The sequence below is a fragment of the Pseudomonas sp. NPDC090203 genome (assembly GCF_044746765.1).
GTDB lineage: Bacteria > Pseudomonadota > Gammaproteobacteria > Pseudomonadales > Pseudomonadaceae > Aquipseudomonas > Aquipseudomonas putida_AD.
On record NZ_JBIVCV010000010.1, the window covers coordinates 245,240 to 268,173 of the forward strand.

The window sequence follows — 22,934 nt, forward strand, 5'->3', positions numbered from 1 at the left end:
GACAGACTCCTGCAGACAGTAAAAATGGCTAAAGCGAAAAACAATCGGTGCGAAGGGCTGTTCAGCCAGCCTCTTCCAGTGCCTTGGTCAGCGGCACGAAAAATTCCTGGCACAACCCATGGACCGCTTCCCGCGCATCGGGGGTGACGTAGGCCAGTTCCAGCATCAGCACCTGATAGACGCCGCGACGGATGGCGTTTTCGTTCAGGTGAGCGGAATTCTCACGGGTGGTGCAGAGAAAACGCACCCACGAGGTAAGGATGATCCACGCATTGAGCGTCAGCGACTCGATCTGCACCTTGTCCATCTGCAGAATCCCCGCCTCGACGAAGCCGCCGTAAATCGCCATGGCCTTGAGCAGACAATGCTGGGAAAAACGCCGATAACGCGCCGCCAGCTCAGGATCGGCGTCGAGCAGATGCTCGAGATCCCGATGCAGGAAGCGATAGCGCCACATGCCGTCGAGGATCGCCAACAGGTAATGGCGCTTGTCTTCAACGTCGGGAAGCCGACCCTTGGGCAGGTGCAGAAAGCTGTCCACCAGGGCTTCATATTCGGTGAACAGCTCGGCAATGATCGCCTGCTTGTTGGGGAAGTGGTAATACAGGTTGCCCGGCGAAATTTCCATGTGGGCCGCGATGTGGTTGGTGCTGACACTGCGCTCGCCCTGCAGATTGAACAGCTCCAGACTGGTCTGCACGATGCGTTCTCGGGTTTTGATGCGGAGTGTCTTGATGCGCGGCGCCATGCTCGACTCGAACGTTGGAATGTAACAGGGATGTGCTCGATCTTAACGCAAGGATCGACGCCCGGGGCAGCCATCACGACTGGAGGGGCGTCACACTTTTCGTCCGGGCGACCACAACCACGGCAATCGCGATCACCCCGGCCAGCAGCGTCAGCACCAGAATCACCCCGCGCAACCCCAGCGGTGCAGCCAGCATCCCGACCAGCAAACCGGCCAGCGGCTGGGAGAGATTGTTGAGCAGCGTGATCACGCCAACGGTCTTGCCGAAGTCGCGCGTCGGAATCACACGCTGACGAATGCTGCGCATGTAGATGTTGAACATCTTGTCGAAGCCGACCACCAGCAGAAAGCCCAGAACGTAGATTGCCGACGCAGCGCCCGTGGCCATCAACAGTCCGCCCAGGGTGATAGCCAGGTAGGACAAGGCGCCCAGCACCTTGAGCGGGAGGTCGATGCGCGCCAGCACGAACAGAATGCCGATCGTGACCAGCGCCCCCGCCGCCTGAAGCCCGGCATAGAAATCCTTGCTCTGCTCCAGACTGCCAATGACCATCGCCGCCGAGCTTGCCAGCGTCACCCCGACGATGAGGTTCACACCCACCGCCAGGCAGATGATCTTCTTCAACTCCGGGATGCGAGCGATGTGCCCGCACGCGGTTTTCAGCGGCTCAATCCAGGAAGCTGTGCCATGCCCGGGCGGGTCGAGCTTGAAGTCACTGCTGCGCTGCCATTCGCGCATCGCAACATCCGCCAGGCCAAACAGCATCGCCGCACCCAGCACCACCCCAGGCCATGGGCAGAACTCCAGAGACATCGCCGCCAGCAAAGGCCCCAGCACCAGACCGGTCTGATCGGCGATCTGCGAGTAGGAAAGCGTCTTGCCGTAGCGATAGTCAGCGAACACATGGGGCATCACCACTTCACGGGCCATGATGCCCTGGGTCGTCAGGACACCGCAGATTGCCGACAGCAGCACCAGCCAGTACAGCCCGCCGAACACGCCATAGAGCACCATCGCCAGCAGACAGAGCCCGGCGCGGTAGACCTGGCTGATGTGCAGCAGACGGATCGGTGAAAAACGATCGCAAAGCGCCCCGCAGATCGGAAAAGCCAGGAAGCGCGGCAGCGTTTCGACGAAGAACGCAAGGCCCGCCCAAGCCGCGCTGTTGGTGGTCTGAAAGACGATCAGCGGTACGAGAAACAGCAGGATCTGGTCGGCAAGCCGGGAGAGAAACAGGGAAAAGAAGAACGCTAAATAGTCCGTGCGCATTGAGACTCCATGTCAGACATCACGAGCGGCAGCTCAGGAAAGCGCGGCAAACAGTCTGGCCCCGAGCCTGCCCACGTGCAAGGTTTGGCCTGCTGATTTGCAGGATTTGACTTTATAGAGCAATAACTCTAAAACCATTCTATAAAATCAAAAAGGAACAGCAGCGATGCCTGTCGAATCCCTCCGCTCGCCCCTGCCAGATGACGACCCCGCCTCGCATCATGAGCTTGAGCGCCTCTTCGATCTTCAGCGTCAGGCCTTCGCTGCGAACCCGATGCCAGGGGCCGGGCAGCGCCTGCAATGGCTCGACAGCCTGCGGCAGTTGCTCAGCGATGAACGTCAGGCCCTGATCGAAGCCATCAGCGCCGATTTCAGCAACCGCAGTGCCGACGAAACGCTGCTTGCCGAACTGATGCCCAGCCTGCACAACATCCATTACGCCCGCCGCCATGTGAAAAAATGGATGCGCCCGGCCCGGCGCAGCGTGGGCATGGCGTTTCAGCCCGCGTCGGCAAAAGTCGTTTATCAGCCACTCGGCGTGGTCGGGGTGATCGTGCCGTGGAACTACCCGCTTTATCTGGCCATTGGCCCGATGGTCGGCGCCCTGGCGGCAGGCAACCGGGTAATGCTCAAGCTCAGTGAATCCACGCCCGCCACCGGTCAATTGCTCAAGACCCTGTTCGCCAGGGTGTTTCCTGAGGACCTGGTGGCCGTGGTACTGGGCGAGGCAGAGGTCGGCGTCGCGTTTTCGAAGCTTGCGTTCGATCACTTATTGTTCACCGGTGCGACCAGCGTCGGGCGCCACGTGATGCGCGCCGCAGCTGAAAACCTCACCCCTGTCACGCTGGAGCTGGGCGGCAAGTCGCCAGCCATCGTGGCCCATGACGTACCGCTCAAAGACGCCGCCGAACGCATCGCCTTCGGCAAAACGCTGAATGCCGGACAAACCTGTGTGGCGCCGGACTACGTGCTGGTCCCCAAGGATCGTGTCGAGGCATTCGTCGATGCCTACAAACAGGCGGTTACCGGGTTTTATCCCACGCTCGCTGACAACCCGGACTACACCGCGATCATCAATCTCCGGCATCTGGCGCGGCTGAACAGCTACCTGCAGGATGCAACGGACAAAGGTGCGCGGGTTGTCTCGCTGTACGGGCAAGGCCAGGGCCGGCGCATGCCGTTCAGCCTCCTGCTGGATGTGCGCGACGATATGCTGGTCATGCAGGACGAGATATTCGGCCCGCTGTTGCCGATCGTCCCCTATGAACGGATCGAGCAGGCGTTTGACTACATCAACCAACGCCCTCGCCCACTGGCGCTCTACTACTTCGGCTACAACAAGGCGGAGCAAAAACGCGTGCTGGAACAGACTCATTCTGGCGGAGTGTGTCTGAACGACACCCTGTTGCACGTCGCCCAGGACGACTTGCCCTTCGGCGGCGTCGGGCCATCCGGCATGGGGCACTACCACGGGCACGAGGGTTTCCTGACGTTCAGCAAAGCCAAAGGCGTCTTCATCAAGCAACGTTTCAACGCTGCCCGGCTGATTTACCCGCCCTATGGCAAGGCGATCCAGAAGCTGATCCAGCGGCTGTTCGTGCGATGAGCGCCCAGGCCGTTGATGGGCTCTCCCGACGGGGCTTGCTCAAATTCAGCGTCGGCGCCACCGCATTTCTGGCAACGGCGGGCGTGACGGCCAGCCTCAGCGGCTGCTCCAGCAGCGACACGGCGCCCGGATTCGATGCGTTGCGCACCAGCGACCTGCCGTTTTTGCTGGCCGTGATCCCGGTGATGCTCGATGGCGCGCTGACGGGCGTTACCCCGCAATCCGCCACCGAGCTCACCCTGCGCGGCCTGGACAGCGGCCTTTCGCACCTGTCGCCGGAAATGCTCAAGCTCACCCGGCAACTGTTCGACGTGCTGGCTATGGCCATCACCCGCGGGCCGCTGACTGGGATCTGGGGCCCATGGGAAAACGCCGAGCCCGGACAGATTCGCCACTTTCTCAGCCGCTGGGAGAACAGTTCGCTGGACCTGCTGCGTCAGGGACACAGCTCTCTGCTGCAGCTGGTGCTCATGGCCTGGTACAGCCAACCGCAATCCTGGGCGGGTTGCGGCTATCCCGGACCACCGAAGATTTGAACCCATACAACAATAAGAAGAGGTTCCATGCCAGTTCCCGACACGTTTCGCGAAGGTCTCGCACGCGGATGGAAAACTCACGATGGCTCGCGCCTTGAGAGCGATCTGACGCTGGAGGCGGATGTCGCCATCATTGGCAGTGGCGCAGGCGGCGGCACCACCGCTGAGATCCTCAGCAGCGCCGGGCTCAAGGTGCTGATCATCGAGGAAGGCCCGCTGAAAACCAGCTCCGACTTCACCCTGCTGGAGGATCAGGCCTACTCGACCCTGTATCAGGAAGGCATTGGCCGCATGAGCAAGGACGGCGCGATCACCATTCTGCAAGGCCGGGCCGTGGGTGGCACGACGCTGGTGAACTGGACGTCGAGCTTTCGCACGCCGGACCAGACGCTGGAGCACTGGGCGCGGGAACATGGCGTCACGGGTCACAGCGCCGCCGAGATGGCGCCCTGGTTCGACAAGATGGAACAGCGATTGGGCGTAGCGCCCTGGATCATGCCACCGAACGCCAACAACGACGTGATCCGCCAAGGCTGCGAAAAGCTCGGTTACAGCTGGCACGTGATTCCGCGCAACGTGCGCGGCTGCTGGAACCTGGGTTACTGCGGCATGGGCTGCCCGACCAATGCCAAGCAATCGATGCTGGTGACCACTATCCCGGCGATGCTGGATAAGGGCGGCGAGCTGCTGTACCTGAGCCGTGCCCAGCGTCTGATCATCGAGAATGGCAAGGTTACGGGCGTGGAATGCCAGGCGATGGACTCGCGCTGCGTGGCGCCCACCGGACGCAGGATCACCGTGAAGGCGCGCCACACGGTGCTGGCCGGGGGTGGCATCAACAGCCCCGCACTGCTGATGCGTTCCAAGGCTCCCGACCCGCACGAGCGATTGGGCAAACGTACCTTTCTGCACTTGACGGTGTTTTCCGCCGGGCTGTTCGATCAGGTGATAAACCCGTTTTACGGGGCGCCGCAGTCGATCTACTCCGATCATTTCCAGTGGCGTGACGGCGTCACCGGGCCCATGGCCTACAAGCTCGAAGTGCCGCCGTTGCAACCAGCACTGGCCAGCACCCTGCTCGGAAGGTACGGCCCCGCCAATGCCGAGCGCATGGCGCAACTCCCTCACACCCACATGATGCTGGCGCTGCTGCGCGACGGGTTTCATCCGCAGAGCCCGGGTGGCACCGTGCACCTGCGCGACGACGACACGCCGGTGCTGGACTACCAGGTTTCGCCCTACGCCTGGGAGGGCGTGCGTCGCGCTCTGCACAGCATGGCCGAGATCCAGTTCGCCGGCAGCGCTCGGGCCGTGATGCCGCTGCATGGCGATGCGGACTACGTGAAAACCGCTGCCCAGGCACGCACGCTGATCGACTCTCTGAAGCTGAAAATTTTCCTCACCCGGCTGGGTAGCGCCCATGTGATGGGCGGTTGCGCCATGGGCGAGGACCCCGCGCAGGCCGTGGTCGACAGCCTGGGGCGCCATCATCAACTGGAGAACCTCTCGGTTCATGACGGCTCGCTGTTCCCCACCAGCATCGGCGCCAACCCGCAGCTGTCGGTGTACGGGCTGACCGCGCAACTGGCGACGGCGCTGGCCGAGCGCCTCAACCCGCCAACTTGATCCGTAGCAGCACGGCTTGCCGGCGGGGGCGGGGCGTCAGTCGATGGATTGGTTGCAGATACAACACTCCCGCCGGCAAGCCGTGCTGCTACGGGGGGCGCGATAGCCGACCTGCGACTTGGCCCCGCGAGCCCGCTACGCTACCATCCCGGTTCCCTTTTGCACTGCGACATCAGGACGATCCGATGAACCGAGCGTTGTACCCAGGCACCTTCGACCCAATCACCCGGGGCCACGGCGATCTGGTCGAGCGCGCCGCTCGCCTGTTCGATCAGGTCGTGATCGCGGTGGCGGCCAGCCCGAAGAAAAACCCGCTGTTCACACTCGATCAACGGGTCGAACTGGCCCGCGAGGTGACCAAACACTTGCCCAACGTCGAAGTCGTGGGCTTTTCCAGTCTGCTGGTGCATTTTGCCAAGGAGCAGAACGCCAACATCCTGCTGCGCGGTTTGCGCGCCGTTTCTGACTTCGAATATGAATTCCAGCTGGCCAACATGAATCGGCAGCTGGCTCCGGACGTCGAAAGTCTTTTTCTCACCCCGTCCGAACGCTATTCATTCATTTCATCTACGCTGGTCAGAGAAATCGCAGCGTTAGGCGGTGATATCAGTAAATTCGTACATCCTGCGGTCGCCCAGGCGCTGAGCGAAAGGTTCAAACCCTAGCCCGGACGTCACGGTCCAGGTGCATATGCAGCGCTAATGCGGCACAATTCGCCGCATTAGTGTTTATATGCCCCGGTGTCGACCGTGGCAGGAGTATCCATGTCCCTGATCATCACCGACGATTGCATCAATTGCGACGTCTGCGAACCCGAGTGCCCGAACGAAGCGATCTCTCAAGGCGAGGAGATCTACGTAATCAACCCGAACCTGTGCACCGAGTGCGTCGGCCATTACGATGAACCGCAATGCCAGCAAGTGTGCCCTGTGGATTGCATTCCGCTGGATGAAAACCACGTGGAGAGCAAGGACGAGCTCATGGCCAAGTACACGTTGATTACCAGTAAGGCATAACCGAAGGCATATCCTGTCGGCATCCGCGCTTTCGCCGAAGACACTGGCTGTAATGCCTGTTGACCTGAGCGAGATACGCATGACATCGAAGCTTTCGCGGGTTCCGTCCTCGGTGGGCGCTGCGCTTTTCCTGTGCGCCTTCACCACCCAGGCCAGCCCGGATCATCCGGATCAGGCGGCTATCGCCAGCCCCCACCCCATTGCGACCGCCGCCGGTCGGGAAATTCTGGTCGATGGGGGTAACGCCTTCGACGCCGCCATCGCCATCAGCGCGACCCTTGCCGTGGTCGAGCCCTACGGCTCGGGAATGGGTGGCGGCGGCTTCTTTCTGCTGCGTCAGGCCGGGGAGCCTGTGCAGTACCAGTTCCTGGACGCGCGGGAAAAAGCGCCACTCAAGTCCAAGAGCAAGATGTTCTACCGCCATGGCATCGCCCAGCCCGATCTTTCCCTGAACGGCCCGATGGCCGCAGCCATTCCCGGTCTACCTGCCGCGCTGGTCGAACTGGCCGAGCGTTATGGCCGCCTGCCGCTCACCATCTCTCTGGCCCCGGCCATCCGCATCGCCTACCGCGGCTTCAAGGTCGATGAGGTCTATCGCGATCGCGCCAGCTGGCGGCTGTTTGCGCTGCGGGAGAACAAGGAGAGCGCCCGGCTGTTCCTGCGTAACAACGACGTGCCGGAGCTGGGCGAGATCATCAAGCAACCGGAACTGGCCCAGACCCTGGACCGTCTGGCCGATAAAGGCCGCGCAGGTTTCTACAGTGGGCTGACGGCCCAGGCGATGGTGAGCGGGGTTCGGGCGGCGGGTGGGGTCTGGAACTACCACGATTTCGAAGAATACGACGTCATCACCCGCACGCCGCTGCGCTTCCAGTTGGCGGATCAGCGCGAACTCATAAGCGCCCCGCCACCCTCGGCCGGCGGCGTGGCGCTGGCGCAGAGCCTGTACATGTTGCAGCAATTGCCGTGGCGCGAGTCCGAGAAGGTGCAGCGCGCCCATTATGTGGTCGAGGTGCTGCGCCGGGCCTATCGCGACAGGGTGCTGTTCGGCGATCCTGATTTCGTGCCCAACCCGGTGGCGCAGGTACTTGCCCCGGACTATCTGATGGAACTGGCCACCAGCATCGACCCGCACCGGGCCACGCCCAACAACATCCTGCCGCCCGCCCCGCGCTGGCGTGAAGGGGACAACACCAGCCACTTTGCCGTGCTCGACAACGAAGGCAACGCCGTCGCCGCGACCCTGTCACTGAACCTGCCGTTTGGCTCGACCTTCACCGTGCCGGGTACCGGGGTGATTCTCAATGACGAGATGGATGACTTCGCCGTCGATCCCAAGGGCAGCAACACCTACGGTCTGGTCGGCAGCCAGGCGAACATCATCGAACCGGGCAAGCGCCCGCTGTCGAGCATGAGCCCCAGTTTCATCGAAGGCCCGAACGCGTTCACCGCCTTTGGCACGCCAGGGGGCAGCCGGATTCCCAGCATGGTGCTGCTGTCGATGCTGCAGTACCTGGACGAACAGCCCATCGCCAACTGGGCATCGGTGCCGCGCTATCACCACCAGTACATTCCTGACGTGATGGAGTATGAGCCGGGGGCGTTTACGGAAGAGGAACTGGCCGACTTGCGCGAACGCGGCTATCGGCTGCGGGAGACCAAGCGCGACTTCGGCAATCAGCAGGTGCTGCTGTGGCGCAAGAACAACGCCCGCGTGGAAGCCGCGAGCGATCCTCGCGGCATCGGGGTTTCAGAGATATTCAAACCGACTGCGCCATTGAGCTTGATGCGGGCCTGCGCCGATCAGTCGTGCTTGCCGTAGCCGCTGGTGGTGCAGCCCAGGCAGCGCACGAACGCGGCCTTGCCCGGATCGACCACCAGCGCCTTGCCGGTGGCGCCGAGGTTGCCGCCTGCGGCCGCGAACGGCGAGGCGATGACGAACAGGCCGGCGCCCAGCACGGTCGCGACAATCAATAGCGGGCGGGCGACCAGCAAGTCGCCGATCATCGCGTAGGCTGGCGGATTCTGGATCTGATAGACGGGATCATCCCCGCCCGAGGCCTCGACCTGAGCCATGGCAGGTGTCATCTGCAAACCAAAAAACAGGGCCAGGGTAGCAGCGAGAATGCGAAACGGGCTCATGGCGTGGTCCTTCAGGCTCGGCAAATAGTGATGCTGCTCACTATAAACAGGGATGGGGGTTAAGCAAGGGGCGAAGGCGCAAACCACACTGCCGTAGGAGCGCGCTTGCCCGCGATGGCGTCGGGTCAGCGCTTACAGCCGGTACAGATCCACCGCCGTCGCGGGCAAGCGCGCTCCTACAGGCACCAGCTGAGCGTTTTGGTTACGGGTTACTTCTGACACTTGGGGCAATACACGCTCGCCCTCTGCCCCAGCTTCACCTCACGCATCGTCGTGCCGCAAACCTTGCACGGCTCTTCGCCACGGCCGTAGGCAAACAGCTCCTGCTGGAAATAACCGGGCTGGCCGTCGCCGCCAATAAAGTCCCGCAGCGTCGTGCCGCCACGCTCGATCGCAGCGGCCAGGATTCGCTTGATCTCGATCGCCAGCTTTATATAGCGCGCCTTGGAAATGCTCTTGGCCTCGCGCCGCGGATCAATGCCCGCCGCGAACAGCGCTTCGGTCGCGTAGATATTGCCCACGCCCACCACCACGGCGTTGTCCATGATGAACGGCTTGACCGCCATCGAACGGCCACGGGACAGCTCGAACAGGCGCAGGCCGTCGAACAGGTCGGTCAGCGGCTCAGGCCCCAGGCGCACCAGCAATTCGTGATTGTGCGGATCGAGGCTCCAGAGCATCGCGCCGAAACGACGAGGGTCGGTGTAGCGCAGGGCAAGGCCCGACTCCAGCTCGATGTCCACGTGTTCGTGTTTAAGCGCAGGCAGCCCCGCCTCCACCAGCCGCAGATTGCCGGACATCCCAAGATGGCTGATCAGCGTGCCCACCTCGGCCTGGATCAGCAGGTACTTGGCCCTGCGCTCCACGATCACGATTTTCTGGCCGGACAGGCGTACGTCCAGATCTTCCGGAATCGGCCAGCGCAGGCGGCGATCACGCACGATCACGCGGCTGACGCGCTGGCCTTCCAGATGAGGGGCGATGCCCCTACGGGTGGTTTCGACTTCAGGCAATTCAGGCATGGGGCAACTCGATGAGGGACAGACGCAAGGCTCGCAGGATCAGTGCGAGCTCAGTTCACGAAGGCTTTCCTTGAGGTTCTCGAAGTCGTAGTCCGACAGCCCCACGTAATCGAGGATCAGGTGGCCGATGCTGTTCCACTCATGATCGACCACCTGGTTGCCCAGCACACGATGGGAAGAGCAGATGTGCTCGGCCATCTTCAGGATCGCCAGCAGGTTCTTGAGCGGCGCATTGCGGCCCGACTCGTCCTGGAAGATCGCCAGCGCGTTGTGGTGGTTGGCGATGGCATTGCTGACATGTTCAGGCAAACGCCACGACTTGGCAGTGAAATAGCCGACAACGGCGTGGTTTGTGTTGAGAATGCGGTTTTCGGTGTCCACCACGCGAGACTCTGGCCCGGCCTTGGCGTAGGCCTCTTCGAGCACGTTCATGTACTCGGGAAAACGCTTGAGCATCAAGGGCACGCCGCAATCATGGAACAGACCCAGCGCGTAGGATTCATCCACGGTTTGCGAGCCGATGCGCTTGGCCAGCGTCAGACTGGTCATGGCCACGTCCTGGGCGGTGTCCCAGAAGCGGTTGAGCACCACGATGGTCTCGTCGCTCATCTCGCCCTTGATCGACTGCGCATTGATCAGGTTGATGATCGAGCGGCTGCCCAGCAGATTGACCGCGCGCTGGATCGAGGCGATCTTGTTGGCCAGGCCGTAATGGGCCGAGTTGACGATCTTGAGCAAAGCCCCGGACAGCCCCGGATCCTGCGCAATCAACCGGGCGATGACACCCAGGTCAGGGTCGGGCATGTACTGCTCCATCTGCAAATCCACCATGATTTGCGGCTGGGGCGGGACGCTGATGCCTTGCAACGCCTGCTGGATCTGCTCGGAAGTAAGCTCTTGGGACATAAGTACACACTCGGGGTCAGGGGGCGATTTTAACCCTTACCGCCCATGCTACGACAACCGTTGATACAGTCTCTGGATCCGACAGACCGTCAGCCAGTTAATTCACAGCCGTGCGCCCGCAGGCCGGATCACGGGTTATAATCCCGCTCTTTTTTCCGGAGCGACGTCATGTCCCTGCCTAGCTTGCGCCTCAAGCCCAACGCCGACCGTCGCCTTCGCGCCGGTCACCTGTGGATCTACAGCAACGAGATCGACGTTGCCGCCACGCCGCTCAACGGCTTCGCTCCAGGCGCCCAGGCGATCCTTGAAACCGCCGGCGGCAAACCGCTGGGCATCGTCGCCCTGAGCCCGAACAACCTGATTTGCGCACGCCTGCTGTCGCGCGACGTCAAGCTGCCGCTGGACAAATCGCTGCTGGTGCACCGCCTGAACGTGTGCCTGTCGCTGCGCGAGCGCCTGTTCGACAAGCCGTTCTATCGCCTGGTCTACGGTGATTCCGACCTGCTGCCGGGCCTGGTGGTCGACCGTTTTGGCGACATCCTGGTGGTGCAACTGGCTTCCGCGACCATGGAAGAGCACAAGGACGACGTGCTCGCAGCACTGATTCAGGTCATCAAGCCAAGCGGCATCCTGCTCAAGAACGACTCGGCAGCGCGTGACGCCGAAGGCCTGAACCGCTACGTCGAAACCGCCTTCGGCCTGGTGCCGGAGTGGGTCGCGCTGGAAGAAAACGGCGTGAAGTTCGAGGCCCCGGTGATGGAAGGCCAGAAGACCGGCTGGTTCTACGACCACCGCATGAACCGCGCGCGCCTGGCGCCGTACGTCAAGGGCAAGCGGGTACTGGACCTGTTCAGCTACATCGGTGGCTGGGGTGTGCAGGCCGGTGCATTCGGTGCCAGCGAAGTGTTCTGCGTCGACGCCTCGGGCTTCGCCCTTGATGGGGTGGAGCGCAACGCGACCCTGAACGGCTTTGCCGACAAGGTCACCTGCGTCGAAGGCGATGTGTTCGAGGCGCTTAAAGAGCTGAAAGCGGCTGAAGAGCGTTTCGACGTGATCGTCGCCGACCCGCCTGCGTTCATCAAACGCAAGAAAGACCTGAAGAACGGTGAAGGCGCCTACCGTCGCCTGAACGAACAGGCCATGCGCCTGCTGAGCAAGGACGGCATCCTGGTGAGCGCTTCGTGCTCGATGCACCTGCCGGAAGACGACCTGCAGAACATCCTCCTGACCAGCGCCCGCCACCTGGACCGCAACATCCAGCTCCTGGAACGCGGCGGCCAGGGCCCGGACCACCCGGTACACCCGGCAATCCCTGAGACCCGGTATATCAAGAGCATTACTTGCCGGTTGTTGCCGAACAGCTAAGAGCGTCGCGGGCAAGCGCGCTCCTACAGTTAGGCGCCGGCGTGGGAACGCGCCCGCAGGTTCATGTGTGACCTGTAGGAGCGCGCTTGCCCGCGACAGATGTCACAGCCACACCGCATCCCACAGCGGATAATCACCGACACGTCGCACCAACCCCGCCCTCAACGGATTGGCCACCACATATCGTGCAATGCTTTGCAGATCTTCTTCCCGCCTGACAGCGCGGTCGTGATAGCCCTTCTGCCAGACCCGCAACGGGCTGTGGCCTGCTCTCATGATCGCCAGTGCGCTGCCTGATTTCACACGCCGCATCAACGCACCCAGACAGTGAGTCTTCAACTCCAGCAGCCAGTGAAAATGATCCGGCATGACCACCCAGGCCAGGGATGCAGCCATGCCATCTGCTTGCGCCTTGCGAAACTCATCTACCACGAGCCGTCCTGCTCGCCAGTTATCAAACAATCGCTGGCGACCATGTACCACCGAGGTGACCAGATAGATTTGCCCCGGTGCGGAGTATCGTCCGCGGCGCAGATCAGCGCCTCGTTGAGGTCCTGGCATTCCGTTGCCCTCTTGAAGTTGGTTTCACCAAAGATAGGCAGATTCATGGAAGGCGGGCGTAGATTAGGAATTCCGGATGTGTCATTGAGGACGCCTTCGTCCGGATGCGGCCCAGACCAAGCGCGCTCCTACAAGGTGGGCGCGTTTTGTAGGAGCGCGCTTGCTCGCGATAAAGCCCTGGCACGGTCTCAAAGCCCCAGAATCACCGAAGCAATCCCGAAATACACCAACACCCCCGCCGCATCGGCAATCGAGGTAATCAGCGGGCCGCTGGCCACTGCCGGGTCCATGTTCAGGCGGCTGAACAGGAAGGGCAGGCTCAGGCCGATCAGGCTGCCGACCAGCACGATCACCAGCATGCTGCTAGCAACGACCATGGAAATCTCCCAGCCGCCACGTACCGCACCCAGAAATGCCACGGCCACTGCCATGGTCACACCCAGCGCCAGGGCCACCGAGCATTCGCGCCACAGCAGGCGCAGCCAGTCCTTGATGACCACCTCGCCAGTGGCCAGGCCCCGCACCATCAGGGTTGCCGACTGCGCGCCAGCGTTGCCGCCGCTGTCCACCAGCAATGGCAGGAAGAACACCAGCACGATATTGGCCGCGATCACGTCTTCGAAGGCTGCGATGCCGGCGCCGGAAAACAGGTTGCCGAACACCAGCAGCACCAGCCACAGCACGCGCTTGCGATACAGGAAGGCAGCGGTGGCCGTGCTCAGGTTGCCAAGGGGTGTGGAGATCAAGGCGCCCTTGTGGAAGTCTTCGGTGGCTTCCACGGCAGCATCGGTATTGAGCCGACCCAGGACGTCAGCACGCTTGTCATGAGGCAGCGCGTCCAGATGCGCAGCGATTTCGGCTGCGGACAGGTCGGTGAAAGAGGTGTTGCCGTGTACGAGGTCAAATGTAGTCATGCTTCTCTCCAGGCGGCCGCGCAGGCCACCCGGAAAGCCGACCACGTCAGCTCACAGGCAAGCCCGCCGCCGCTGCGGTCGGTGCCAGATTGTTCGTTCCGGAGGAACTTGAACTGGGGTGGTCCATTGAGGGATTTCTCGTAGGCCGCACATGCGGCGCGGGGATAGTAACCAAGCGGGCGCGATGACAAAACCCGTGCAAATGATTTTCAGAAACTTCCTACAAGCGCATTCCAGACCGCCCCTGATCGGTCTTGGCATTCCATCGGCACGCAAGCGGTGTAGAATCGGCGTATTCATCGCCAATCATCCCCGGCGGGTTTATGAGCTCCGGTCAAGCGCAGCGATCCTGTGGCGTCACCGACCTCATCCGCGACGGCAGCTACCTGTCGCCGTTGCAATGGACCAAGAGAAGCTCACTCCCTGTTTAAACCTGATTAGCCGCCCGGAGTGCTCCATGCCTGATTATCGTTCGAAAACATCCACCCATGGCCGCAACATGGCCGGCGCACGTGCCCTGTGGCGCGCCACGGGTATGAAAGACGAAGACTTCAAGAAACCGATCATCGCCATCGCCAACTCGTTCACCCAGTTCGTGCCAGGCCATGTGCACCTCAAGGACCTGGGCCAGCTGGTCGCCCGCGAGATCGAAAAAGCCGGCGGTGTGGCGAAAGAATTCAACACCATCGCGGTCGATGACGGCATCGCCATGGGCCACGACGGCATGCTGTATTCGCTGCCTAGCCGCGAAATCATCGCCGACTCCGTGGAGTACATGGTCAACGCGCACTGCGCCGACGCCATCGTCTGCATCTCCAACTGCGACAAGATCACCCCCGGCATGCTGATGGCCGCCCTGCGCCTGAACATCCCGGTGATCTTCGTGTCCGGCGGCCCGATGGAAGCCGGCAAGACCAAATTGGCCAGCCACGGTCTGGACCTGGTCGATGCTATGGTCATCGCCGCAGACTCCAGCGCCTCCGACGAGAAAGTCGCCGAATACGAGCGCAGCGCCTGCCCGACCTGCGGTTCGTGCTCCGGCATGTTCACCGCCAACTCCATGAACTGCCTGACCGAGGCCCTGGGCCTGGCATTGCCTGGCAACGGTTCGACCCTGGCCACCCACAGCGACCGCGAGCAGCTTTTCCTGCAGGCTGGCCGCACCATCGTCGAGCTGTGCAAGACCTACTATCGCGACAACGATGACTCGGTACTGCCGCGCAACATCGCCAACTTCAAGGCTTTCGAAAACGCGATGACCCTGGACATCGCCATGGGTGGTTCGACCAACACCATCCTGCACCTGCTGGCCGCCGCCCAGGAAGCCGAGATCGCGTTCGACCTGCGCGACATTGATCGCCTGTCGCGCCGCGTGCCGCAGTTGTGCAAGGTCGCGCCGAACATCCAGAAGTACCACATGGAAGACGTGCACCGCGCCGGCGGCATCTTCAGCATCCTCGGTTCGCTGGCCCGTGGCGGCCTGCTGCACACCGACCTGCCGACCGTGCACGCCAAGTCCATGGAAGAAGCCATCGCCAAGTGGGACATCACCCAGACTGACGACGAAGCGGTTCACCACTTCTTCAAGGCAGGCCCGGCCGGCATCCCGACGCAGACCGCATTCAGCCAGTCGACCCGCTGGGAAACCCTGGACGACGACCGTGAGAATGGCTGTATCCGCAGCGTCGAGCACGCCTATTCGCAAGAAGGCGGTCTGGCCGTGCTGTACGGCAACATCGCGCTGGACGGCTGCGTGGTGAAAACCGCCGGTGTGGACGAATCGATTCACGTGTTCGAAGGCAACGCGAAGATCTTCGAAAGCCAGGACAGCGCCGTACGCGGCATCCTCGCTGACGAAGTGAAGGCCGGCGACATCGTCATCATCCGTTACGAAGGTCCGAAAGGCGGCCCGGGCATGCAGGAAATGCTCTACCCGACTTCCTACCTGAAATCCAAGGGCCTGGGCAAAGCCTGTGCGCTGCTGACCGACGGCCGCTTCTCGGGCGGTACTTCGGGCCTGTCCATCGGCCACGCTTCGCCGGAAGCCGCTGCCGGTGGCGCGATTGGCCTGGTGCGCGACGGTGACAAGGTGCTGATCGACATTCCGAACCGTGGCATCAACCTGTTGGTGTCCGACGAAGAACTGGCCGCCCGCCGCGCCGAGCAGGACAAGAAAGGCTGGAAACCGGTCGAGTCGCGTCCACGCAAGGTGACCACCGCGCTCAAGGCTTACGCCCTGCTGGCGACCAGTGCCGACAAAGGCGCTGTGCGTGACAAGGCGATGCTGGACAAGCTGGTGCCGTAAACGGCGTTCAGTGCAGCAAACAAAAAGCCCGGCAGCGATGCCGGGCTTTTTTTGTGCACGATGTAGGAGCGCGCTTGCCCGCGACCGCGGTGTCTCAGGTATCAATTCGCATCTGACAGACTGCGGTCGCGGGCAAGCGCGCTCCTACGGGCGGATCAAAGGCATCTCACGCCAACGCCCCATCCACCAGCACCTGAATGCTGCCCTGCGAGCAAAACTCGACCCGCCCCTGTACGCCATAAACATCAGCAAGCAACCCTGGCGTGAGAATCTGCCCGGCGCTACCAAACGCAAACAACTGCCCATCCCGCAGCACCGCGAGCTGGTCGGCATGCCGGGCTGCGAGGCTGATGTCATGCAGCACCACCACGGCGATCAATTGATGTTCACGCACCATGTCCCGCACGCTGGCCATGACCTTGAGCTGGTAGTTCAGGTCCAGCGCGCTGGTCGGCTCGTCCAGCAGCATGACCGTCGGGCGGCGAGCGATGAGTTGCGCCAGGCTGACCAGTTGCCGCTGCCCGCCAGAAAGACCATTCAACAGCTGATCGGCAAGATGGGTGATGCCGATCCGCTGCAATGCCCGATACGCCTCGCGCAGACAGCCTTCGCTGGACAAGGGCACACCATTGAAAGCCCCGGCCCGCAAAGCCGCGATCACGCTTTCCATGACGCTGAGCGACAGCCCCGGCGGCAGGTTCTGCGGCATGTAGGCGATCTGTCGTGCACGCTCGGCGATGGACACATCGTTCAGCGCACGACCTTGAAGGCTGACCTCCCCGCTCATCCTTTCCAACCCCGCCACGGCGCGCAGCAAGGTCGATTTGCCTGCGCCATTCGGGCCGATCAGCGCGGTCACGGTGCCCGGTTGCAGATCCGGCAACGACAAACCGCGCACCACCTGGCGCCGCCCGTAACTGACGCAGGCATCGCGCACGCTCAGGCCACTCATAGCTGCCTCCCGCGCTTGAACACCAGAAACACAAAAATCGGCACGCCGACCAACGCTGTCACAATCCCGACCGGCACGATCACACCGGGCATGATCAACTTGCTGGCAATCGACGACAGCGACAGCAACAACGCGCCGACCAAGGCGCTGGCCGGAAACAGAAAGCGCTGATCCTCGCCCACCAGGATTCTGGCGATATGCGGCCCCACCAGGCCGACGAAGCCGATGGTGCCGACAAACGCCACGGCGGTGGCCGACAGCAGGCTTATCCGCAGCAGGGAAAACAGTCGCAGGCGCCGCACATCGATACCGAAACTCTGGGCCCGGTCCTCACCCATGCGCAGCAGCGTCATGCGCGAGGAGGCGGCGAACGACATCGGCATCACCACCACCAAAACCAGCGCCAGCATCCCGAGCTTCTCCCAGTTGGCCCGCGCCACGCTGCCCAGGCTCCAGAACACCAATTGTTGCAACACATCTTCGGTGGCCACCAGTTGCAGCAGCGCCACCAGCGCGTTGCAACTGAACACCAGCGCAATGCCGAACAGCACCAGGCTTTCCACCCCCGCGCCGCGCAATCGCGACATGGCTTGCAGCAGAAAAACCGAGGCGCAGGCGAAAACGAAGGCTGCGACCGTCACGGCGGCATTCCCTGACAGCCAGCTGAACGACAGTGGAAACACGATCACCAGCGAGGCGCCCAACGCGGCCGCCGACGACACGCCCAGAGTGAACGGGCTGGCCAGCGGGTTGTTGAGGATCGCCTGCATTTCCGCACCGGCCAGCGACAACGCGCAACCCACCAGCACCGCCATCAGCGCATAGGGCAGGCGCACGTTCCAGATGATGATGCGGTCGGTGATCGCCAGATGCTCGGGATGCAGCACGCCATCGAGCAAGGTGCCCAGGCTCATGCCGGACGGCCCGGTGGTCAGATCCATGAGCACGGCGAAAACCAGCACCAGCGCCAGTCCCGCCAGTAGCCAGAAACGCCGCGCCAGTAGCCGTCGATACCCCTGGCTTGCGGCTTCAAGACCTGCCGGAGCGTGCTCGGGCAGGCCATGTGCTTGAGAGGTCACTTGTGCTGATCGATCCAGTACTGGCCCGACAGCGGCGTTTGCAGGAACTGCTGGTTCATATCGGCCATGGTCTGCTGCGGGTCCAGGTCCTTGAACTTCCCTGGGCTGATCCACTTGGCGAGGGCTTCGATGGCCAGGATGTTGTACGGCGAGTTGTAGAAGTCATGCCACAGGCCATGGGCCTGACCGTCGCGGATCGGGCGCAGATCCTTGAACTCGGGGCGCGCCAGCACTTTGGCGAACGCCGCCTGGGCCGGAGCAGGCTGCACACCCGCGCCCAGCAGCAAGCCCGGTTCGTGGTTGCCGGTGGCGATGTAGACATCCGGATCGGCCTTGAGCGCGTACTCGACGCTGACGTCGCCCAGCGCGCCCGGCACCACGCCTTCGGCGATGTTGCGCCCGCCCACCAGCTTGATGATTTCACCCATGCCGCTCTTGCCCGTGGTATGCCCCGGTGCCTGCCAGGCGCCGGCCAGCAGTTCGAGGAAGACGCTCGGACGCTGGCTGTCATCGACCGTGCCCACGGTGTCGATCACACGCTTGAGGTGCTGGTCATAGAAATCGATGTAGGCGGCCGCTTCCTTGTCGCGACCCAGCGCCCGGCCCAGGGCCATCATGCTGGTGCGGGTGCCTTCGACGGGCTTGATGCGAAAGTCCACGAACAACACCGGAATGCCCGCCGCTGCCAGCGTGTCGGCCACCGGGCTGTGTTCGGTCGGGCCATGGCCGGAAATGCTGAACACGGCCAGGTCGGGTTTGAGGCTGAGGATTTCTTCAGCGCTGACGCTCTGCTCAGAGGCCTGGCCGATCAGCGGAATCTTGCTGACTTCGGGAAATTTCGCCGCATAGGCGTTGTAGGTGTTCGGGTCCAGCTTCTTCAGATCGGCCTGCCAGCCGACGATGCGCTTGAACGGCGCGTCGCGATCAAGCAACGCAAACACGGAAATCAGGCGGCCCTCGCCCAGCACCACACGCTGAACATGGTCGGAGACCTGCACCTTGCGCCCCAGCACATCGGTGACTTCCTTGGCCGAGGCCAGCGGGATCTGGCCCAGACAGGCGCCCAACAGCAAGACCAGCGCAACTTTGCTGCGCATCGAGAGGAAAGTTTTGAACACGCACGTCTCCAGATTACAATGACTCGCATTTACAACGGCCAGTCTAAAGAGCAGCGCAGTTCGGGTCGGGCCAACTTTGTATTGGTGATGCAGGAATTCGCCGCCCACAACATTCCATTACATTTGCTCCGCCCGCGGGTTGGCTTTTTCGGTAGGACAACGCCCAGCGGGCGTCTCGGCAGGGCTGCCCTTTCTCGACTCACAGGCACAGCGTCCCTTATGTCCAGGCAAGACCACGTTTTGATCGTCGATGACGATCCGGAAATCCGCCAACTGCTTGCAGAGTATCTGCGCGATGCGGGCTATCAGACGTCCACCGCGTGCGATGGCAAGGAAATGCGTCGCCGCCTTGAGCTGAACGTCATCGACCTGATCGTGCTGGACGTGATGCTGCCCGGTGAAGACGGCCTGAGCCTGTGCCGTGAACTGCGCACCACCTCCAATACACCGGTGATCATGCTCACTGCACGGGGCAGCCTGATCGACCGCATCGTCGGCCTGGAAATCGGCGCCGACGACTACCTGCCCAAACCCTTCGACCCTCGCGAGCTGCTGGTACGGATCAAGGTGGTGCTGCGTCGGGTGCAGAGTTTCCCTGAACGCGCCCGCGTCGACGAAACCCCGTTCGTGACCTTCGATGGCTGGCAACTGGACACCCGCGCCCGCCAGGTGCTGTCGCCTGAAGGGCTGGTGATCAGCCTGGGCAACTCCGACTACCGGGTGCTGCGCTTGCTGTTGCAGCACCCCAACCGCCCGTTGAGCCGCGACTTCCTGCTCAACCACGTGTTCGAAAAGAACAGCACGCCGTTCGACCGCTCCATCGATGTCTGCGTCAGCCGGTTGCGCCAGCAACTGGACCCCAGGCTGATAAAGACCGTGCGCAACGAGGGCTACATGCTCACCGCAACCGCCGTGGCCAGCGCCTCGTGAGACTCTGGCCGCGCACGCTGTACGGGCGCCTGGTCATCATTCTGGTCACGGGGATGGTCGCGGCGCAGATCGCCACCAGCAGCATCTGGTACGACGTGCGCCACAGCCAGGTGCTGGAAATACCTACGCGCCTGATCGCCAGCCGGTTGGCCGACATCGTGCGGGTGATTCACATCGAGCCTACCCACACCAACGGCTTCATCGGCCACCTCAATACGCCGGACTTCCGCCTGCAATTCATCGAATCTCCAACGCCACGGGCCGAGAAGCTGAGCAGCGCCGATCAGGCCACCGAGCGTTTGCTCAACAATGTCATCGAGCAGCGCACGGGCATCGCCAGCGACTTGCGCTTGCTGCACCTGTCATTGCTGGACGATCAAGGCAACGCCGCCGGGATGAGCACGCTGTTCGGCTCAAGCCCTGCTGCCGGGATGTTCAACATTGAGCTGCACTTGCCGGACGGTCGCTGGCTGCAGGTGCGCGCCCGCGAAGATCAGGGCTGGACCAGCCTGACGCCGGTGCAGGTGATGTTCGACTATTTCCTGCGCATCTATCTGGTGCGGATCATCCTGCTGACGATCATCGTTCTGCTGGCCGTGCGTCTGGCGATCCGCCCACTGACCGAACTGACCAACGCCGCTCAGGCCCTGGGCCGGGACATCAAGCGCGCACCGCTGGCACTGGACGGCCCGCTTGAGGTGCGCCGCGCGGCTAGGGCGTTCAACAGCATGCAGCAGCGGTTGATCGCCAACCTGCGGGAGCGCACGCGGTTTCTCGCGGCGATCTCCCACGACCTGCGCTCGCCCATCACCCGCCTGCGGCTGCGCACCGAAATGCTCGCCGACGAACAGACCCGCGAGCGCTTTCGCAAGGATCTGGAGGACATGGAGAACATGGTGTCGTCGACGCTGGAGTTCGTCAGCAGCGGCGAGATCAACGAGAGTCGCCAGAGCGTGGACATCAACGCGCTGCTGCAAAGCCTGCAGGCCGACTTTCAGGACATGCACGCCCAGGTGGCCCTGCATGGCTCGGCGCTGCAACCCTTGCCTGCCTATTCGCGCAGCCTGAAACGTTGTGTGCAGAATTTGCTGGAGAACGCTATTCGCTACGGGCATCAGGCGGACATCTTCATCGAGGATCAACCCGAGCGCTTGCGCATCGTGATCGCCGACCAGGGCCCGGGCATTCCGGAAGATCAACTGGAGCAGGTGGTCGAGCCGTTCTATCGGCTGGAAAGCTCGCGTAACGCCGGTACTGGCGGTTATGGGCTGGGCCTGAGCATCGCCCACACCGTCGCAGCGGCCCATGACGGGCGTTTGCAATTGCGCAACCGCGAAAGCGGCGGGCTGGAGGCCATCCTGGATTTACCGAGGGTTTGATGCCACCTGTAGGAGCGCGCTTGCCCGCGATGACGGTGTGTCAGGCACGAATCCGTACCTGACACACCGCGGTCGCGGGCAAGCGCGCTCCTACAGGGTGTTGTGGCTTACTGAATCTCGTCAGGCTTGACGATCACCCAGTTCTTGTCCGCCGTCACCGGCAGCCCTTCCTTGGCCTGGGCCTCGGCGTTGGTCTTCATCATGCCGTTGAGCTGGGTCATGTACTTGTCCTTGCGATTGACCCACAGGTGAATCCCGCCCTTGTTGACGTCAACACCGTGGAACAGCATGTAGCCGTCGCTGCTCGGCGTATCCCCACCCACCAGCACCGGTTTTTTCCACTGGTCGATGTAGGTCAGGATCGCCGCCTGCTTGCCGGCCATCCAGGTGGCGGGCGTCCAGAGGTACGGAGTCAGCTCAAGGCCGAGGTTGGCCTTCTCGTCATACTTGCCGGCGCTGATCTGCTTGCGTGCGGTGGTCAGCTCGCCGGTGTCGCGGTTCTTCAGCAACGTGGTCACGCCGATGACGTTCTGCGGTTTGACGTTGTAGCCGTACTTCGGATCGGAGGCGACCATGCGCACCAGCTCTTCGGACGCGGCGGTCATGACGTAGACCTCGATGCCGTTTTCCATCAGCTTGTTGTACAGCTCGGCCTGGCCGGTGAAGACCTTCGGCGGCTGGACTTCGATGGTCTTGACCACGTCACCTTCGTAATAGGTGCTCGGCACCGGCTTGCCGGACGCCATCAGCTCGTCGACGTAGCCTTTGAGTTCCTTAAGGGTGAAGCCGGAGAACACCTGCGCGACCCATGGGTAGCAGACCATGTCGTCGATTTCACAGAGGCGGTAGTAATAGCTGAACAGGCTTTCCTTGTGGTCGGCCGTGTCCTTGAAGGGAATCAGCTTGAGGGAAGGATCAAGCTTTTCGCGGGTTATCAGCCCTTTGTTTTCCATGAACGGCAGCAGCGACTCTTCCAGATCGTAGCGATAGCTGGTGTTGTCCATGTCGAAGACTGCGAAATTACCCTTGTTGGCATTTGCCGCAATCATGGCGTTCAACTGCTTGGCGGCAGGCTCGGGCCAGTGCTTGAGTTCGGTAGAAAACGCCTGCCCGGCAAGGCCCAGGCAGAGTGCGGCGGCCAACAGTTTTGGTACGAAATTCATAACGGTTTCCTCCCCTTTATTAATTCGAGGAGGGACCGTACCAAAAAGCCATGACTGTTTGAAAACGTCAGCGACCGTGCGCGTTCTGATGGCGTCATGTTGCGCGCTGATCGCGACAGATGACACAAAAACGACATATTTGTTACAAGCCAGGAAATTGTGGCGTTGATGAAATCGCCGTCGCGGGGGGGGGGGCGGCGGCGGGGGGGGGGGGGGGGAAATAATTTACCGCGGGGCCGCCCCCCGCACGTAAGAAAGACCCGCCCACCACAAAAAATTAAATCAGGGTTGGAAAC

General features: G+C 62.2%; 21 protein-coding genes. 10 read left to right on the plus strand and 11 right to left on the minus strand.

Annotated features, from left to right (window positions below; all coding sequences use genetic code 11):
- Positions 1–61: 61 nt before the first annotated feature.
- Positions 62–748 carry a TetR/AcrR family transcriptional regulator gene (locus tag ACIPO9_RS18895; protein WP_400782738.1) on the minus strand — a complete coding sequence of 229 codons (687 nt, stop codon included), beginning with the start codon at positions 746–748 and terminating at the stop codon, positions 62–64.
- Between the two features lie 73 nt (positions 749–821).
- A complete protein-coding gene (locus ACIPO9_RS18900) occupies positions 822–2,018 on the minus strand; it encodes an MFS transporter (RefSeq protein ID WP_400782740.1) in 1,197 nt (398 codons plus the stop codon).
- A gap of 166 nt (positions 2,019–2,184) precedes the next feature.
- Here ACIPO9_RS18900 and ACIPO9_RS18905 point away from each other — a divergent pair, with 166 nt between their 5' ends.
- From ACIPO9_RS18905 to ggt, 6 genes are all read left to right on the plus strand, one after another.
- Entirely contained in the window at positions 2,185–3,624 is a 1,440-nt protein-coding gene (locus ACIPO9_RS18905; RefSeq protein ID WP_400782742.1) for a coniferyl aldehyde dehydrogenase, read from the plus strand.
- A complete protein-coding gene (locus tag ACIPO9_RS18910) occupies positions 3,621–4,160 on the plus strand; it encodes a twin-arginine translocation pathway signal protein (protein WP_400782744.1) in 540 nt (179 codons plus the stop codon). Before ACIPO9_RS18905 ends, ACIPO9_RS18910 begins: the two co-directional genes overlap by 4 nt.
- A 27-nt stretch (positions 4,161–4,187) precedes the next feature.
- Complete coding sequence (locus tag ACIPO9_RS18915) at positions 4,188–5,786, plus strand: GMC family oxidoreductase N-terminal domain-containing protein (protein WP_400782747.1); 1,599 nt, start codon at positions 4,188–4,190, stop codon at positions 5,784–5,786.
- Positions 5,787–5,971: 185 nt separating this feature from the next.
- Positions 5,972–6,451 (plus strand): pantetheine-phosphate adenylyltransferase, encoded by a 480-nt coding sequence (gene coaD, locus ACIPO9_RS18920; protein WP_274135204.1) that lies wholly within the window; start codon positions 5,972–5,974, stop codon positions 6,449–6,451.
- 99 nt (positions 6,452–6,550) lie between these two features.
- Complete coding sequence (locus ACIPO9_RS18925; protein ID WP_081565136.1) at positions 6,551–6,802, plus strand: YfhL family 4Fe-4S dicluster ferredoxin; 252 nt, start codon at positions 6,551–6,553, stop codon at positions 6,800–6,802.
- A gap of 79 nt (positions 6,803–6,881) precedes the next feature.
- Positions 6,882–8,624 (plus strand): gamma-glutamyltransferase, encoded by a 1,743-nt coding sequence (gene ggt / locus ACIPO9_RS18930; RefSeq protein WP_274135200.1) that lies wholly within the window; start codon positions 6,882–6,884, stop codon positions 8,622–8,624.
- On the opposite strand, the gene ACIPO9_RS18935 is transcribed toward ggt, so the two are convergent.
- From ACIPO9_RS18935 to ACIPO9_RS18945, 3 genes are all read right to left on the minus strand, one after another.
- Entirely contained in the window at positions 8,606–8,944 is a 339-nt protein-coding gene (locus ACIPO9_RS18935) for a multidrug transporter (protein ID WP_274135198.1), read from the minus strand. The two genes, ggt and ACIPO9_RS18935, sit on opposite strands and share 19 nt — an antisense overlap.
- Before the next feature lie 209 nt (positions 8,945–9,153).
- Positions 9,154–9,966: a bifunctional DNA-formamidopyrimidine glycosylase/DNA-(apurinic or apyrimidinic site) lyase gene (gene mutM, locus ACIPO9_RS18940; RefSeq protein ID WP_400782749.1), complete on the minus strand. Its 813-nt coding sequence runs from the start codon at positions 9,964–9,966 to the stop codon at positions 9,154–9,156.
- Positions 9,967–10,005: 39 nt separating this feature from the next.
- Positions 10,006–10,872, minus strand: a complete 867-nt coding sequence (locus ACIPO9_RS18945) for an HDOD domain-containing protein (protein WP_274135193.1) — start codon at positions 10,870–10,872, stop codon at positions 10,006–10,008.
- 168 nt (positions 10,873–11,040) lie between these two features.
- Between ACIPO9_RS18945 and ACIPO9_RS18950 the strand changes: the two genes are divergently transcribed.
- Positions 11,041–12,237: a class I SAM-dependent rRNA methyltransferase gene (locus ACIPO9_RS18950; RefSeq protein ID WP_400782751.1), complete on the plus strand. Its 1,197-nt coding sequence runs from the start codon at positions 11,041–11,043 to the stop codon at positions 12,235–12,237.
- Positions 12,238–12,339: 102 nt separating this feature from the next.
- Here the strand turns inward: ACIPO9_RS18950 and ACIPO9_RS18955 are convergent, their stop codons facing one another.
- Positions 12,340–12,798, minus strand: a complete 459-nt coding sequence (locus tag ACIPO9_RS18955) for an REP-associated tyrosine transposase (RefSeq protein ID WP_400782753.1) — start codon at positions 12,796–12,798, stop codon at positions 12,340–12,342.
- A gap of 188 nt (positions 12,799–12,986) precedes the next feature.
- Positions 12,987–13,712 carry a magnesium transporter gene (locus ACIPO9_RS18960; protein ID WP_274135188.1) on the minus strand — a complete coding sequence of 242 codons (726 nt, stop codon included), beginning with the start codon at positions 13,710–13,712 and terminating at the stop codon, positions 12,987–12,989.
- 457 nt (positions 13,713–14,169) lie between these two features.
- On the opposite strand from ACIPO9_RS18960, the gene ilvD reads away from it, so the two are divergent.
- Entirely contained in the window at positions 14,170–16,017 is a 1,848-nt protein-coding gene (gene ilvD / locus ACIPO9_RS18965) for a dihydroxy-acid dehydratase (RefSeq protein ID WP_400782755.1), read from the plus strand.
- A 166-nt stretch (positions 16,018–16,183) separates the two neighbouring features.
- On the opposite strand, the gene ACIPO9_RS18970 is transcribed toward ilvD, so the two are convergent.
- From ACIPO9_RS18970 to ACIPO9_RS18980, 3 genes are read right to left on the minus strand one after another with little or no spacing between them, the layout of a single operon-like run.
- On the minus strand, positions 16,184–16,969 hold the full coding sequence (locus ACIPO9_RS18970; protein ID WP_400782758.1) for an ABC transporter ATP-binding protein: 786 nt from the start codon (positions 16,967–16,969) through the stop codon (positions 16,184–16,186).
- Positions 16,966–18,048 (minus strand): FecCD family ABC transporter permease, encoded by a 1,083-nt coding sequence (locus tag ACIPO9_RS18975; protein ID WP_400782760.1) that lies wholly within the window; start codon positions 18,046–18,048, stop codon positions 16,966–16,968. The genes ACIPO9_RS18970 and ACIPO9_RS18975 overlap by 4 nt, the downstream gene beginning before the upstream one ends.
- On the minus strand, positions 18,045–19,145 hold the full coding sequence (locus ACIPO9_RS18980; RefSeq protein WP_400782785.1) for an ABC transporter substrate-binding protein: 1,101 nt from the start codon (positions 19,143–19,145) through the stop codon (positions 18,045–18,047). Before ACIPO9_RS18980 ends, ACIPO9_RS18975 begins: the two co-directional genes overlap by 4 nt.
- A gap of 240 nt (positions 19,146–19,385) precedes the next feature.
- Between ACIPO9_RS18980 and ACIPO9_RS18985 the strand changes: the two genes are divergently transcribed.
- Both ACIPO9_RS18985 and ACIPO9_RS18990 read left to right on the plus strand, forming a co-directional pair.
- Complete coding sequence (locus ACIPO9_RS18985) at positions 19,386–20,096, plus strand: response regulator (protein ID WP_400782762.1); 711 nt, start codon at positions 19,386–19,388, stop codon at positions 20,094–20,096.
- Positions 20,093–21,475: an ATP-binding protein gene (locus ACIPO9_RS18990; RefSeq protein WP_400782765.1), complete on the plus strand. Its 1,383-nt coding sequence runs from the start codon at positions 20,093–20,095 to the stop codon at positions 21,473–21,475. The genes ACIPO9_RS18985 and ACIPO9_RS18990 overlap by 4 nt, the downstream gene beginning before the upstream one ends.
- 107 nt (positions 21,476–21,582) lie before the next feature.
- Here ACIPO9_RS18990 and ACIPO9_RS18995 read toward each other — a convergent pair whose 3' ends face one another.
- Entirely contained in the window at positions 21,583–22,638 is a 1,056-nt protein-coding gene (locus ACIPO9_RS18995; protein WP_274135179.1) for a haloacid dehalogenase-like hydrolase, read from the minus strand.
- Positions 22,639–22,934 lie beyond the last annotated feature (296 nt).

What these genes read in the sequence shown, in the direction of transcription:
- ACIPO9_RS18895 (WP_400782738.1), bottom strand. Translation starts at nt 748, where the DNA reads ATGGCGCCGCGCATCAAGACACTCCGCATCAAAACCCGAGAACGCATC.
- ACIPO9_RS18900 (WP_400782740.1), bottom strand. Translation starts at nt 2,018, where the DNA reads ATGCGCACGGACTATTTAGCGTTCTTCTTTTCCCTGTTTCTCTCCCGG.
- ACIPO9_RS18905 (WP_400782742.1), top strand. Translation starts at nt 2,185, where the DNA reads ATGCCTGTCGAATCCCTCCGCTCGCCCCTGCCAGATGACGACCCCGCC.
- ACIPO9_RS18910 (WP_400782744.1), top strand. Translation starts at nt 3,621, where the DNA reads ATGAGCGCCCAGGCCGTTGATGGGCTCTCCCGACGGGGCTTGCTCAAA.
- ACIPO9_RS18915 (WP_400782747.1), top strand. Translation starts at nt 4,188, where the DNA reads ATGCCAGTTCCCGACACGTTTCGCGAAGGTCTCGCACGCGGATGGAAA.
- coaD (WP_274135204.1), top strand. Translation starts at nt 5,972, where the DNA reads ATGAACCGAGCGTTGTACCCAGGCACCTTCGACCCAATCACCCGGGGC.
- ACIPO9_RS18925 (WP_081565136.1), top strand. Translation starts at nt 6,551, where the DNA reads ATGTCCCTGATCATCACCGACGATTGCATCAATTGCGACGTCTGCGAA.
- ggt (WP_274135200.1), top strand. Translation starts at nt 6,882, where the DNA reads ATGACATCGAAGCTTTCGCGGGTTCCGTCCTCGGTGGGCGCTGCGCTT.
- ACIPO9_RS18935 (WP_274135198.1), bottom strand. Translation starts at nt 8,944, where the DNA reads ATGAGCCCGTTTCGCATTCTCGCTGCTACCCTGGCCCTGTTTTTTGGT.
- mutM (WP_400782749.1), bottom strand. Translation starts at nt 9,966, where the DNA reads ATGCCTGAATTGCCTGAAGTCGAAACCACCCGTAGGGGCATCGCCCCT.
- ACIPO9_RS18945 (WP_274135193.1), bottom strand. Translation starts at nt 10,872, where the DNA reads ATGTCCCAAGAGCTTACTTCCGAGCAGATCCAGCAGGCGTTGCAAGGC.
- ACIPO9_RS18950 (WP_400782751.1), top strand. Translation starts at nt 11,041, where the DNA reads ATGTCCCTGCCTAGCTTGCGCCTCAAGCCCAACGCCGACCGTCGCCTT.
- ACIPO9_RS18955 (WP_400782753.1), bottom strand. Translation starts at nt 12,798, where the DNA reads ATGCCAGGACCTCAACGAGGCGCTGATCTGCGCCGCGGACGATACTCC.
- ACIPO9_RS18960 (WP_274135188.1), bottom strand. Translation starts at nt 13,712, where the DNA reads ATGACTACATTTGACCTCGTACACGGCAACACCTCTTTCACCGACCTG.
- ilvD (WP_400782755.1), top strand. Translation starts at nt 14,170, where the DNA reads ATGCCTGATTATCGTTCGAAAACATCCACCCATGGCCGCAACATGGCC.
- ACIPO9_RS18970 (WP_400782758.1), bottom strand. Translation starts at nt 16,969, where the DNA reads ATGAGTGGCCTGAGCGTGCGCGATGCCTGCGTCAGTTACGGGCGGCGC.
- ACIPO9_RS18980 (WP_400782785.1), bottom strand. Translation starts at nt 19,145, where the DNA reads ATGCGCAGCAAAGTTGCGCTGGTCTTGCTGTTGGGCGCCTGTCTGGGC.
- ACIPO9_RS18985 (WP_400782762.1), top strand. Translation starts at nt 19,386, where the DNA reads ATGTCCAGGCAAGACCACGTTTTGATCGTCGATGACGATCCGGAAATC.
- ACIPO9_RS18995 (WP_274135179.1), bottom strand. Translation starts at nt 22,638, where the DNA reads ATGAATTTCGTACCAAAACTGTTGGCCGCCGCACTCTGCCTGGGCCTT.